Source organism: Hyphomonas sp. CY54-11-8 (assembly GCF_000682735.1).
Taxonomy (GTDB): domain Bacteria; phylum Pseudomonadota; class Alphaproteobacteria; order Caulobacterales; family Hyphomonadaceae; genus Hyphomonas.
This window is the reverse complement of sequence record NZ_AWFD01000001.1, coordinates 332,653-345,494: the sequence shown is the minus strand read 5'-3', so window position 1 is coordinate 345,494 and position 12,842 is coordinate 332,653. Positions and strand designations below refer to the sequence as shown.

Genomic DNA, 12,842 nt, shown 5'->3' with positions numbered 1-12,842 from the left:
AACGCCCAGACCGCCCTTTCAAGATGGGTCACGCTTGCAACATTTGCAGCGCTGGCGGGCGTGCTGTTCGTTATGGCGTTCGCTCCGCAGCCCTCGCTTTACGCCGGCTGAACGACCTCGCCGCCCATAGGCGGTCAGGCCTTGTGATAAGGCGTTCCCGCAAGAATCGACATCGCCCGGTAAACCTGCTCGGCCAGCATCGCCCGTACGAAACGGTGCGGCCAGGTCTGAGGCCCGAATGCCAGCGTGACCGGCGCGGATTTGCGCACCGCATCGCCATAACCCTCAGCCCCACCAATCAGGAAAACCAGGTCCGGCGTGCCCTGATCCCGCCAGGTTGCGAGTTTCCCGGCAAAATCGGTTGAGCCCATGGCTGGCCCGAACTCATCAAGGCGCAGAACACGCGCGCCTGCCGGAATTTTTTCGAGGAGGCGTTCGGCTTCGGCATCCAGTCCGCCGCCACTGGCGACTTCGACTTCTTCGATGCCCCGGAAGCCCAATCCACGCGCCACAGGCCGGGCGCGCTTGACGTATTCGTCAACAAGCTCGCGTTCCGGGCCGGACTTCATCTTGCCGACCACCAGGAAAGTCAGGCGCATGGCGCCTAGTTGGCCTTGCTGCGCATGTGGGCTGAATCTGATGCCCAGATCTTTTCCAGATTATAGAACTCCCGGACTTCAGGCCGGAACAGGTGGACGATCACATCCCCTGTATCGATCAGGACCCAGTCTGCATTCGGCATGCCTTCGACGCTCGCCGGACGGCCGGTGAGTTTCTTCGCTTCCTGTGAAATGTGATCGGCAAGCGCAGCCACGTGGCGACCGGAACGGCCGGACGCGATGATCATGAAATCGGCAAGCGAGGATTTGCCCTGAAGGTCGATGAAGAGAAGATCTTCAGCCTTATCGTCTTCAAGGGACTTTGCGAGAGACTCGGCCACGGCACGGATATCCTCGATGGTGGCCTGCTTTGCGGCCTGGAGCCGCGGAGCGCTGGAAGTCAGGGTTTTCATTCCTTCTGGTTACTCATCCTCACATATTATCACGCGGGGCGCTTCACAACCAGAAGAAACCCGTATTGTCTGTCACTGATGCGCTGACTGCAGCCTCCGGGATGCAACCGGCCATCTTGCCAGAATTTCGCCCCAAGCTGCGAGTAGAAGCCGCTACCGTCGCCCGAACGTTCCGGAGTTGCCTATGAAATCCCCCCTTCCCGCTCTCGCCCTGTCCCTGACACTCCTGCTGCCGCTGGGCGGTTGTGTGGTCGCAGCGGTGGGAACGGCGGGCGCTGTCGGACTCACGGCGGCGCAGGACAAGACGATGGGCCAGGCACTGGATGACGCGAACGTGTCCAACCAGATCAAGGCGAAACTCCTGTCTGAAAACACCGAGAAATTCTCCGAGGTGGATGTCGAGGTTGCAAACGGCCTCGTCCTGCTGAGCGGCCGGGTGAATTTTCCGGAAGACCGGGTCAAGGCGGAAGGCATCGCATGGAGCGCCGCCCTCACGAAAGACGTGGCAAACGAGATCAAGATCGAACCGCCGGGCGGCTTCATCGCCAATGTCTCTGACGAGGTCATCACCGGCCGTGTCCGGGCGCGGCTGATCGGCTCCAAAACGGTCAAGAGCCTCAATTTCAACATCGAGACCTATGACGGCATTGTCTATCTCATGGGGACCGCGCGTTCGGCAAAAGAGCTGAAAAAAGCCGCCGAGGAGGCAAGTGTGGTTGCGGGGGTAAAGCAGGTCGTATCCTATGTCCGCCTGCTCGAACCGGAGGTCCATGCGCCGGAACCGGAACTGCAGGGCCAGCCGACCTCTTACCAAAACGCCCCTGATACCTCATATGGGTCGGACGCCGAGCTGCTCGGCGCAAGTTACTGACGGGACGCCCTGCTCGCGTTCCTGCAACCGGGAGCGCCCAATGAGTCTTCGCGTCGCGATCCAGATGGATCCGCTTGAGCACGTCAAAATCGATGGCGACACATCTTTTGCCCTGGCCGAGACGGCGCAGGCCCGTGGCATGGAGCTTTTTGTCTACGGTCCGCAGGATATGAGCCTGGAAGGCACACGCGTGACGGCGCGGGTGCGGCCGGCAAAAGTCCAGCGGGTTCCGGGTGCCCCAGGCGTCTTCGGCGAAGCGGTGACGCTCGACCTCGCAAAGGACGTCGACGTCGTGCTGATGCGTCAGGATCCGCCGTTCGACCTTTCCTACATCACCGCCTGTCACATGCTGGAGCTGATCAGTGGCGAGACGCTGGTGCTGAACGATCCGGCTGGTGTGCGCTCCAGCCCGGAAAAGATTCTGCCGCTCATGTTCCCGGACCTGATGCCGCCGACACTGGTCAGCCGCGACCCGGCGGCAATCGAGGATTTCCGGGAGCGCTACAAGGACATCATCGTCAAGCCGATCTACGGACATGGCGGTGCCGGCGTATTCCGGCTGAAAGAAGACGATTCCAATCTCGACTCCCTGCTTGAGCTGTTTTTCTCGAAATCCCGCGAGCCCGTCATGGTGCAGGCCTTCCTTCCGGCGGTCAGCGAGGGCGACAAGCGAATCATGCTGGTCGATGGCAAGGCCGTCGGCGCGCTGAACCGGCGCCCGAAATCCGGTCAGGTGCGCTCAAACCTTGTCGTTGGCGGAACGGCCGAAAAATCCGATCTCAGCGACGCCGACAAGCGGATCTGTGACGCCATTGGCCCGGAACTGCGCAAGCGCGGCCTGGTTCTGACCGGTATCGATGTCATCGGCGGACGGCTGACCGAGATTAACGTCACGTCCCCCACAGGCGTTCAGGCCATCAAGAAATTAAGCGGCATTGATATCCCTGCCATTTTCTGGGACTCTGTGCAGGAGAGGCTTGCAGGCCGCTAGTCTCAGGGACAAGATCAGGGACATGAATATGAAACTTATGACCGTCCTCGCCGTTGCTTCAGCTGCTTTCGCTGGTGTCGCCTGTTCGGAATCGAATTCAAAGGCCTCTCCGGAAACAACTGACACGGTCGCTGTGCAGGAGCCAGCGGGCACGTTGAACCTTTCCCTGCCCGGATCGGTCCAGGAAACCTCCGTTTCCGGCGGCACGCTGAACCTGAACCTTGGCGGCACATCCAGCGAGCCCCGGCTCATCGGATCCGATCAGCTGGGGTCCGTTGATTTCAACAAGGATGTTCCCGGTCCCGTCTTCGCCGGCGAAGACGACGCGTTTGCCGCGAGTGAGGAAGACGACATCATCCGCCTCGACCCGAACTGATCGCAACGACGCGAAACCGACGATGATTTCCGGATCAAGCCGCAGGCAGCCGCCTGCGGTTTTCCATTTCTGCTACAGGTTCTGAGGCTGGGTTTCTAAAAATTACACGCGCAGATTGAATTTGGTTCGGTGTTTGCATACCAATTCGATTGCGACATCCAGTACCAGAAAGTGAGACAGGCCCGGCGGGAACTCGGCCTGACCCAGGAAGCGCTTTCCTCCCTGTTGGGGATCACATTCCAGCAGATCCAGAAATACGAGGCCGGTCAGAGCCGTCTCTCTGCGGGACGCCTGAGGGATGTGGCGATGGCCTTCAACAAGCCGATCGACTTTTTCTACGAACTTTTGTCATTGAACTTCCTGCATCCGGAAAAGCCGAGAGGGACCTGAAGATCATGGGCCTGCGCCGAGACGGCAAACGGCTGATCGACCGGATCGAAAACGACCAGTCCCTGCGCGCCGCAATCCACATTCTCGAAGCTCTTGAGCGATCAAGCCAGGCCTCAGTCCTCGTTCCTCGCTTCGTCCTTCAGCCTGTAAACCAGGTCCAATGCCTCCCGGGGTGTCAGGGAATCCGGATCGATGTCTTCCAGCAGGCTCGCGAGCCGGTCGCCAGCTCCGGACGGCGCAGGCGCGTCTGCCTCCTCCTCTTCGACACTCAGAGGCGACGCTGCAAACAGCGGCAGGGTTTCGGCCGATGAAGGATCGGTTTCGAGACGCTTCAGGATCTGCGCGGCGCGCGTCACCGCCTTTTTCGGCAGGCCCGCAAGACGCGCAACCTGGACCCCGTAAGACCTGTCGGCAGGCCCCGGCTGCACTTCATGCAGGAAGACCAGATCGTTCTTCCATTCACGGGCCCGCAAAGACGCATTGGCCGCGCCGGCCAAATCATCTGCAAGTCCCGTCAGCTCATGATAGTGCGTGGCAAACAGGGCCCGGCAGCCATTGGTCGAGTGCAGATGTTCGACCGCCGCCCAGGCGATGGCCAGCCCGTCCCAGGTCGACGTGCCCCGGCCGACCTCGTCGAGGATGACAAAGCTGCGGCTGGTCGCCTGGGTCAGGATCGCGGCGGTCTCGACCATCTCCACCATGAAGGTGGACCGTCCGCGCGCCAGATCGTCGGACGCACCCACACGGGAGAAAACACGGTCCGCGAGACCGACCCGGATGCTGCGCGCCGGGACGAACAAACCAGCCTGCGCCAGGATCACTGCAAGCGCCGACTGGCGCAGATAGGTGGACTTGCCGGCCATGTTCGGCCCGGTCACCAGCAGGAGGCGCGGCGCGTCTCCACCATGCGCATCAAGCGTCAGGGCATTGGCGGTAAAGCCCTGCCCCTCCTTTTTGAGCGCGGCTTCGACAACTGGGTGGCGCAGGGCATCTGCTTCGAAGACGGGCGCTTCTTCAATCCGTGGACGGACAGCCTCTGCTTCCAGAGCCCAGGCTGCCGTCGCAGCGGCCACATCCAGTCTGGCAATCGCCCCGGCACTCGCGGACAATTCAGCACTGGCCGCTGACACGCGCGTTGACAGCTCATCAAAGATCGCCAGTTCCCGCGCCTTGGCCTCTTCCTCCGCACGCGAGATCCGTCCGGCAAGGTCCGCCAGTTCGCTGGTCGAAAAGCGGACATTCCCGGCAAGCGTCTGCCGGTGAATGAAGGTCTCCGACCAGGGGGGCGTCATCAATGTGTCGCCGTGCTTGGCCGGCACGTCGACAAAATAGCCGAGCACATTGTTGAACTTGACTTTCAATGCAGAAATACCGGTGTCGCTGGCATAGCGCGCCTGCATCTCCGCAATGATCTTGCGGCTGTCGTCCCGCAACGCCCGTACATCGTCCAGTGCCTTGTCCCATCCGGTTGCAACGAACCCGCCATCTCGTGCGAGAGTTGGCGGACTTTCCTTGATGGCACGCGCCATATCCCCTGCAAGTCCCGCAAGGCCAGGCTGGCCTGACAGGTCCAGCTGTTCGCAGGCACGCGCCAGCTGGTCCGGCAATGCGCCGGATTGTTTCAGAAGACCCGCCCCTTCGCTTGCCGCCTGCAGCGCATTGGCAATGGCAAGCAGGTCGCGTGGGCCGCCTCGGCCAAGATTGAGACGCGTCCGGGCACGCTCCAGGTCCGGGGCCTGGCGCAACCGGGCCCTTAGATCCTCAAGCGCAGATGTGTCGTCCACGAACCAAGCCGCAGCATCGAGACGGGCCTCGATCTCCGCCTTGTCGAGTGAAGGCCGTGCGAGGCGGGCCGCCAGAAGGCGCGCGCCGGGCGCGGTAACCGTCCGGTCGATCGTACCAAGGAGGGATCCGTCACGTCCGCCATTCATGGCCCGGTCGATCTCGAGGCTGGCCCGGGTTGCCGGATCAATCGACAGATGCCCGGATGGATCGGGCCGGCGCGGCGGATCGAGGCGGATCTCGCTGCCTGCCTGTGTCAGCTTCACATAGTCGAGCAGCAGGCCGATGGCGGAAAGCTCGGTACGGCTGAAGTCCCCGAGCGCATCGATGGCGGCGATATCGAAGGCTTCCTTCAGGAGCGCCTCCCCGGTCTTGTGCGTCGCCGCCCGCGCGGGCCGCCACGTGACCGGTGCAGCAGACGCCGCGGTCGCCGAAATGATCGGCGGTTTGCCGCTGTCGGCGTCGGCTGCCAGCAATTCCGACAGCGGCCAGGCCATCAACATGTCGGCGAGTGCAGGCGGGTCGACCGCCGCGACGTCGAATGTGCCTGTCGACACGTCGCAAACGGCGATCGCCGCTTCTGTTCCCCCTGCCCCCAAAGCAATGGCGGCCAGCGCCTGTCCCTGTCGGGCGGGCAGCAATGCCTCCTCCGTCAGGGTGCCAGGCGTGACGATCCGCACAATCTCCCGGTTCACGATCGCCTTGGAGCCGCGCTTCTTCGCTTCGGCCGGACTTTCGGTCTGTTCGCACACCGCCACACGGCATCCGGCCTTGATCAGACGGGCAAGATATCCTTCGGCCGCATGATAAGGCACCCCGGCCATCGGGATGGGCTTGCCCTCATGTTCCCCGCGCGAGGTGAGCGTGATGTCGAGGATGCGCGCAGCGTCTACGGCATCGTCGAAGAACAGTTCGTAGAAATCTCCCATGCGAAAAAACAAAAGCGCATCGGGTTGCTGCGCTTTAATGGAAAGATATTGCGCCATGAACGGGGTCGGCGCAGAAGTCTTGCTCGCAGGAGAGGAGGTTGCAGTGTCAGCCATGTCGCGCGGACGCTAGCCGTTTGCCAGGGGATTCGCAAAGCATCTGGCCAGCCTTGCTGAAATCGCATGCTTTTCGGTCATTTAGGCAGTTGGCAGCCTCCCCGGTGCGGCCTAGGGTCCGGCCCCAATCGAGAACCGAAACAGACCCGTAGAACAGACCCCAAGTCATGACGTCAAAGCGCCCCAGCTTCACCGATCAGGAAGCCCTTGATTTCCATTCCAAGCCGACCGCCGGCAAGATTTCCATGGCGCCGACCAAGCCCATGGGGACCCAGCGGGACCTGTCGCTGGCATACAGCCCGGGCGTGGCCGTTCCCGTGCTTGCCATCGCAGAGGATGAAGACAAGGCCTATGACTATACGTCAAAGGGCAACATGGTCGCCGTGATCTCAAACGGCACCGCCATTCTCGGCCTTGGCGATCTTGGCCCGATGGCCTCGAAGCCGGTGATGGAAGGCAAGTCCGTCCTGTTCAAGCGCTTCGCCGATATCGACAGTATCGATGTCGAAGTGAATACGAAGGATGCGGAAGATTTCATTCGGACTGTTCGCAACATTGGCGACACATGGGGTGGCATCAATCTGGAAGACATCGGATCTCCGGACTGTTTCGTCATTGAGAGCCGCCTGCGCGAAGAGTTGGACATTCCGGTCTTCCATGACGACCAGCACGGCACGGCCATCATTGCCGCAGCGGGCATCATCAATGCCTGCCATATCACAGGCCGTGACCTGAAAGACGTGAAAGTCGCCGTCTCCGGTGCAGGCGCCGCAGGCCTCTCCTGCGCTGGCCTCATCCGCCATCTTGGCGTGAAGGCGGAAAACATCCTGATGTGCGACTCGACGGGCGTGGTCTATGAAGGCCGCACCGAACGGATGGACCAGTTCAAATCCGCCTTCGCCGTGAAGACGACCAAGCGGACGCTGACCGAAGCCATGGAAGGCGCGGACATTTTCCTCGGCCTGTCGATCAAGGGCGCCGTGACGGCGGACATGGTCAAGAAAATGGCGCCGAACCCGATCATCTTTGCCATGGCCAATCCGGACCCGGAAATCACACCGGAAGAGATCAAGACCGTCCGTGATGATGCCATCATCGCGACGGGCCGGTCGGACTATCCCAACCAGGTGAACAACGTCCTCGGCTTCCCCTACATCTTCCGCGGCGCGCTCGATGTCCGGGCACGCAGCATCAATGAAGAGATGAAGGTCGCCGCCGCTTACGCTTTGGCGGAACTCGCTCGTGAAGACGTGCCGGATGAAGTGGCGGCCGCCTATCACGGCTCACGCCCCTCTTTCGGACGGGAGTATATCATCCCCTCTCCGTTCGATCCGCGCCTCATCTCGCACGTCCCGCCCTTCGTGGCGCAGGCCGCCATGGACACCGGCGTTGCCCGCAAACCCATCGCGGACATGGATGCCTACCGTGCCCAGTTGAAGCGCCGCTCCGATCCGGCCGCCGCCTTCCTCGAAGGCGTGCAGGCGCGCTGCAAGGAAGTACAACGGCGGATCGTGTTCGCGGAAGGTGAAGAACCGGCGGTCGTCCGCGCGGCCTACAGCTTCAAGAATCAGGGCCTCGGTCATCCGATCCTGATCGGCCGCGAAGCCCAGGTTGAGCAGACGATGGAAATGATGGGCGTTCCGGCCGGATCGCTGGAAATCATCAATGCCCGCCTGTCGGACAATAACCCAGTCTACACGGACATGCTGTATGCCCGCGTTCAGCGCGAGGGCTACCTCAAGCGGGACGTGCAGCGCCTCGTCAACAACGACCGCAACATATTCGGCTCCTGCATGCTGAAGAATGGCGATGCCGACGGCATGGTTACAGGCGTCACCCGCAACTATGATGTTGCCCTGAAAGACGCCCAGATGGTGCTGGACCCGATCCCGGGCCAGGCCGTTATTGGCATGTCGATGGTGATCAACCGCGGCAAGACGGTGTTCATCGCGGACACCAGCGTAACCGAACTGCCGGGCGGGCCGGAGCTTGCCGACATCGCCATTGAGGCAGCGCGCGCCGTTCAATCGGTCGGCTTTATCCCGCGGGTCGCCTTCCTGTCCTATTCCACCTTCGGCAACCCGATGGGCGAACGGGGTGAGAAAGTCCGTGAGGCTGTCGCCATTCTCGACAAGATGGATGGCATTGACTTCGAGTATGAGGGCGACATGTCAGCGGACGTCGCGCTGAATCCGAACCACTGGATGCTGTATCCGTTCTCGCGTCTCAGCGGTCCGGCCAATGTTCTGGTGATGCCAGCCATTCACGCCGCATCGATTTCGACTAAGCTTCTGGAATCGATGAGCCGCGCTACCGTGATCGGCCCGATGCTGCTTGGCCTCGAAAAGCCGGTGCAGATCGCCTCGCTGGGCGCGACGGTCGGGGATATCGTGAACCTCGCCACGATTGCCGCCTATGATGTGGACAATGTTCACGGCTAATCGCCGATGACAAAGCGGACATATCGTCGGGTAAGGACTCGCGGGTCGCGGGTCCTGCCCCTATACTTATTATAGTCTGACACCTTTGGAGGGAGGCCCGAGCGGCATGAAAGAGTATCTGAAATTCTACATCAATGGTGAATGGGTCGATCCCGTGACACCGAAGACGCTCGAAGTCGAGAACCCGGCAACCGAGGAAAACTTTGCCGTCATTTCGCTCGGCTCGAAGGCAGACGTCGACAAGGCCGTGGCCGCCGCCAAGGCAGCCTTCCCGGCCTTCTCGCAGACGACCGTGGAATACCGCGCCGAGCTGCTCGACAAGATCGCAGCAGGCATTCAGGCCCGTCTGCCGGAATTGGCTGAAGCCGTTTCCACCGAAATGGGCGCGCCGATGTGGCTGGCCAATGCAGCCCAGGTGCCGTCCGGCATGGGTCACTTCGCAACGACCGCCGCGATCCTGCGGAACTACAAATGGGAAGAAGTGAAGGGCACGACCCTTTTGCGCAAAGAACCCATCGGTGTTTGCGGCTTCATCACGCCGTGGAACTGGCCGATCAATCAGATCGCCTGCAAAGTGGCCCCGGCCATCGCCGCAGGCTGCACCATGGTGCTGAAGCCGTCTGAAATCGCCCCGATCGACGCCATGATCCTGACTGAAATCATCCATGAGGCCGGCGTGCCGAAAGGCGTGTTCAATCTCGTGAACGGTGACGGCCCGGGCGTCGGCGCAACGCTGTCCGCGCATCCGGATGTCGACATGATGTCCTTCACCGGCTCCACCCGCGCGGGCGTGCTCGTGGCACAGGCCGCAGCACCGACCGTGAAGCGCGTTGCGCAGGAACTGGGCGGCAAGAGCCCGAACATCGTCCTGCCGAGCGCAGACCTGCAGAAGGCTGTCTCCGGCGGTGTCATCCAGATGATGACCAATTCCGGTCAGTCCTGTAACGCCCCGTCCCGGATGTTCGTCCAGAAGGACCAGCAGGACGAAGCGATCGCAATCGCCAAAGCGACCGCTGAGTCCGTGAAGGTTATGATGCCGGCGGAAGCAACTCCTGGTGCCATCGGCCCGATCTCGAATGGCAACCAGTACCAGAAGGTACAGGACCTCATTCAGAAGGGCATCGAAGAAGGCGCAACGCTGGTCGCCGGTGGCCCGGGACGTCCGGAAGGCTTCAACAAGGGCTACTTCGCCCGCCCGACCGTCTTCGCCAACGTCACTAACGACATGACGATCGCTCGCGAGGAAATCTTCGGACCGGTGCTCTGCATCCTGCCCTACGAGGACGTTGAAGACGCCATCGAAATGGCGAACGACACGGTCTATGGCCTGGCTGGTTATGTGCAGGGCCCTGAAGATGAAGCCAACAAGGTCGCCAATCGCATCCGCGCTGGCCAGATCCAGGTCAATGGCGCACGCCCTGATTTCACGGCGCCGTTCGGTGGCTACGGCCAGTCCGGCAATGGCCGCGAGTGGGGCGAGGAAGGCTTTGAGGAATTCCTCGAGGTCAAGGCAGTGATCGGCTACAAGGCCGCCTGATCCAGCCAGCTCCTGAATTCGAAAGGGCGGCCTCGCGGGGCCGCCCTTTTATTATGTGCTGATTTCATCGTCATCGATTATCAGGGCATACTGACAAATCGGAAGATGTCTCCACTCCCGTACGAGACAATATAAAGATTACCGTCCGCATCCTCTCCGAAACTCGACACATTTGAGAGGCTTCCCTGATCCGGAACCAGCTGGTCATTGAGGCGCATCCCGGCTGTCACGGCGACTGTTGAGCCATTCACAAGATCTGCTTCCGGGATCGACCAGACATTGCTGTTGACGAAATCTGCGAAGACATAGTGATCCCGAATGGCCGCGATGCTTCCGCGATAGACATATCCACCCGTGATCGAATTGCCCTGGTTCGCAGCAGATCCATGGAAGTATTGAGCGACAGGGTCTCGGAAGGACGGATCGTCCGGGCCTTCGTAGATCTCCGTTCCTTCGAGATTGTCCCAGCCGAAATTGACGCCGGCTTCGTTCGTGCCGATCCGGTCGATCTCCTCGACGACGCCCTGGCCGACATCGGCGATGAACAGGTCTCCGGACGCCGCATCGAAACTGCATCGGAAGGGATTGCGCAGGCCAAGCGCGTAGATTTCAGGCCGCCCGCCCGCTCCGCCCGGATACGCATTCCCGGCAGGTATTGCGTAATTGCGGTCGGGATCGGCTGGAAAATCATCCGAGGTCACATCAATCCGCAGCAGCTTTCCGAGCAGGAAGTCAGGGTCCTGCGCCCGCTCAAGCGGATCGCCTGCTCCTCCACCATCGCCCATGGCAACATAGAGCAGGCCGTCCGGGCCGAAATCCAGCCAACCACCATTGTGGTTGTTCCCTTCCTGCGGAATTGTCAGGACCAATTCTTCTGTCGTTGGATCCGCCTGCCCTGGTGAGGTTGTATAAGTCTGGTAACGGCGGATTTCCGTATCTCCCGCCGGGTTGGTGACATTCACGTAGAAAGTCCGGTCAGTCGCGAAATCCGGCGAGAATGTCAGTCCCAGAAGGCCCCGCTCTCCATCGGTGGATATCGATCCGGACACATCCAGAAATGGTACGCTCCTAATTGTGCCGTTCTGCCGATTGAGCAGGCGCGCCAGTCCGCCCTTTTCCAGCACGACAAGCTGCTCGGTGCCGGGCAACTGGATAACGAACAGCGGGGCAGAAAAACCGGATCCGGTGCGCTGCAGGGCAAGTCCTTCCGTCAGATCCGTCACCGTCACGGTTAGACTGAGCCGTGCGGTCAACCCGCCCGCGTCGCGTGCTTCCAGGGTCAGTCCATAAGTGTTGTCCAGATTCGCATCGAGTGGCGCTTCGAAATCGGGGGGAGAGGCGAAAGCGATCGTCCGCGCCTCCAAGTCGATGGTGAATGCCCCCTCATCCCCGCCAGACACGACGCTCAGCGTCACCGCGCCACCATCCGGATCAGACGCACTGACGGTGTAAAATGTCCCGCTCGTGTTTTCGGCGACACTGACGCTTGTCGCGCTCGAAAAGACCGGCGGCTGGTTGACCGGAGGCGCGGTACCATTGCTGCTGCCACCGCCTCCACAAGCAGCCAGGCCGAGAAGACATGTCCCGGTGATCCATTTTGTGACTGCATCACTCAACCGCATACAGCGCCTCCGCGTAATTCGCGAAGCGTATACGAGCAGGCCCGGCAGACCAGACAAGAGGTCAAACATAACAATATCTTCATGCCGTCAGCGGCCGGCTGCGACATGGTTCAACTGGCGTTCAGCTACAACGATCCATATAATACACTCAAACGACTGTGCGCCGGAGGTACTCCCAGATGCGGAAACTTGTTCTTCCTGCTGCGATTGCAGCACTTGCCCTGCTTGGTGCCTGCGCGACCGCGACGCCCTACCAGGCGGCCATCGACTCCTCCAGCCGCGGCTATTCCGAACAGCAGATCGAGAACAACCGGTTCCGCGTCCAGTTTGCCGGCAACAGCCTGACAGACCGCAAGACGGTGGAAACCTACCTGCTCTACCGCGCAGCAGAGCTGACCAAACTGAACGGGTATGATCATTTCCGGGTCGTGCACCGGGATACGGACGCGAAAAGCCGGCTGGTGCCGACAGGCGGCGGACCCTACTCGCCGTTCTATGATCACTTTTATCTCGACTATTATTATTACGGGCCGAGCGCGGCCTACTACCGCGCCCGGCCCTATTATCCGGATCCGTTCTGGCCGCGCTGGGGCTATTACGACCCTTATTGGGGCTCGGCTGAATACAGGGAGTCGACGCGCTACATTGCTTCGGCGGAGATCCTGATGGGCAAAGGGCCAAAGCCTGATGACGCGGCCTATTTCGATGCAGACCAGGTTATCATGAACCTTTCCGGCAGCATCGTGCGCCCGCAACCCTGATCTGGTCTCTGGATTT

11 protein-coding genes are annotated in these 12,842 nt (G+C 61.0%); 7 read left to right on the top strand and 4 right to left on the bottom strand.

The window, feature by feature from the left end:
- Positions 1-134 precede the first annotated feature (134 nt).
- Positions 135-599 carry a 23S rRNA (pseudouridine(1915)-N(3))-methyltransferase RlmH gene (locus tag HY17_RS01845; RefSeq protein WP_034761603.1) on the bottom strand — a complete coding sequence of 155 codons (465 nt, stop codon included), beginning with the start codon at positions 597-599 and terminating at the stop codon, positions 135-137.
- A 5-nt stretch (positions 600-604) separates the two neighbouring features.
- Complete coding sequence (gene rsfS / locus HY17_RS01840) at positions 605-1,012, bottom strand: ribosome silencing factor (protein ID WP_081812917.1); 408 nt, start codon at positions 1,010-1,012, stop codon at positions 605-607.
- Between the two features lie 184 nt (positions 1,013-1,196).
- Here rsfS and HY17_RS01835 point away from each other — a divergent pair, with 184 nt between their 5' ends.
- From HY17_RS01835 to HY17_RS01820, 4 genes are all read left to right on the top strand, one after another.
- Positions 1,197-1,883, top strand: a complete 687-nt coding sequence (locus HY17_RS01835; protein ID WP_034761601.1) for a BON domain-containing protein — start codon at positions 1,197-1,199, stop codon at positions 1,881-1,883.
- A 40-nt stretch (positions 1,884-1,923) separates the two neighbouring features.
- Positions 1,924-2,874, top strand: coding sequence for a glutathione synthase (gene gshB, locus HY17_RS01830; RefSeq protein WP_034761599.1), 951 nt, complete (start codon positions 1,924-1,926; stop codon positions 2,872-2,874).
- Between the two features lie 28 nt (positions 2,875-2,902).
- Entirely contained in the window at positions 2,903-3,250 is a 348-nt protein-coding gene (locus HY17_RS01825; protein WP_139068858.1) for a hypothetical protein, read from the top strand.
- A 129-nt stretch (positions 3,251-3,379) separates the two neighbouring features.
- Positions 3,380-3,640 (top strand): helix-turn-helix domain-containing protein, encoded by a 261-nt coding sequence (locus HY17_RS01820; RefSeq protein WP_051599524.1) that lies wholly within the window; start codon positions 3,380-3,382, stop codon positions 3,638-3,640.
- 113 nt (positions 3,641-3,753) lie between these two features.
- On the opposite strand, the gene mutS is transcribed toward HY17_RS01820, so the two are convergent.
- The gene (gene mutS, locus HY17_RS01815) at positions 3,754-6,465 is read right to left on the bottom strand and encodes a DNA mismatch repair protein MutS (RefSeq protein WP_034761595.1); all 2,712 of its coding nucleotides are present in this window, start codon (positions 6,463-6,465) and stop codon (positions 3,754-3,756) included.
- Positions 6,466-6,632: 167 nt separating this feature from the next.
- On the opposite strand from mutS, the gene HY17_RS01810 reads away from it, so the two are divergent.
- Together HY17_RS01810 and HY17_RS01805 are read left to right on the top strand one after the other, a co-directional pair.
- The gene (locus tag HY17_RS01810; RefSeq protein WP_034761592.1) at positions 6,633-8,906 is read left to right on the top strand and encodes an NADP-dependent malic enzyme; all 2,274 of its coding nucleotides are present in this window, start codon (positions 6,633-6,635) and stop codon (positions 8,904-8,906) included.
- A 106-nt stretch (positions 8,907-9,012) separates the two neighbouring features.
- Positions 9,013-10,443 carry an aldehyde dehydrogenase family protein gene (locus tag HY17_RS01805; protein WP_034761589.1) on the top strand — a complete coding sequence of 477 codons (1,431 nt, stop codon included), beginning with the start codon at positions 9,013-9,015 and terminating at the stop codon, positions 10,441-10,443.
- A gap of 80 nt (positions 10,444-10,523) precedes the next feature.
- Here the strand turns inward: HY17_RS01805 and HY17_RS01800 are convergent, their stop codons facing one another.
- A complete protein-coding gene (locus HY17_RS01800) occupies positions 10,524-12,059 on the bottom strand; it encodes a PQQ-dependent sugar dehydrogenase (RefSeq protein WP_175354443.1) in 1,536 nt (511 codons plus the stop codon).
- Between the two features lie 185 nt (positions 12,060-12,244).
- Here HY17_RS01800 and HY17_RS01795 point away from each other — a divergent pair, with 185 nt between their 5' ends.
- Positions 12,245-12,826 carry a hypothetical protein gene (locus HY17_RS01795; protein ID WP_034761587.1) on the top strand — a complete coding sequence of 194 codons (582 nt, stop codon included), beginning with the start codon at positions 12,245-12,247 and terminating at the stop codon, positions 12,824-12,826.
- The last annotated feature ends 16 nt before the right edge of the window (positions 12,827-12,842 follow it).

Coding starts and splice junctions, on each gene's coding strand:
- HY17_RS01825 (WP_139068858.1), top strand. CDS start 2,903: ATGAAACTTATGACCGTCCTCGCCGTTGCTTCAGCTGCTTTCGCTGGT.
- HY17_RS01805 (WP_034761589.1), top strand. CDS start 9,013: ATGAAAGAGTATCTGAAATTCTACATCAATGGTGAATGGGTCGATCCC.
- mutS (WP_034761595.1), bottom strand. CDS start 6,465: ATGGCTGACACTGCAACCTCCTCTCCTGCGAGCAAGACTTCTGCGCCG.
- HY17_RS01845 (WP_034761603.1), bottom strand. CDS start 599: ATGCGCCTGACTTTCCTGGTGGTCGGCAAGATGAAGTCCGGCCCGGAA.
- HY17_RS01795 (WP_034761587.1), top strand. CDS start 12,245: ATGCGGAAACTTGTTCTTCCTGCTGCGATTGCAGCACTTGCCCTGCTT.
- HY17_RS01810 (WP_034761592.1), top strand. CDS start 6,633: ATGACGTCAAAGCGCCCCAGCTTCACCGATCAGGAAGCCCTTGATTTC.
- HY17_RS01835 (WP_034761601.1), top strand. CDS start 1,197: ATGAAATCCCCCCTTCCCGCTCTCGCCCTGTCCCTGACACTCCTGCTG.
- gshB (WP_034761599.1), top strand. CDS start 1,924: ATGAGTCTTCGCGTCGCGATCCAGATGGATCCGCTTGAGCACGTCAAA.
- rsfS (WP_081812917.1), bottom strand. CDS start 1,012: ATGAAAACCCTGACTTCCAGCGCTCCGCGGCTCCAGGCCGCAAAGCAG.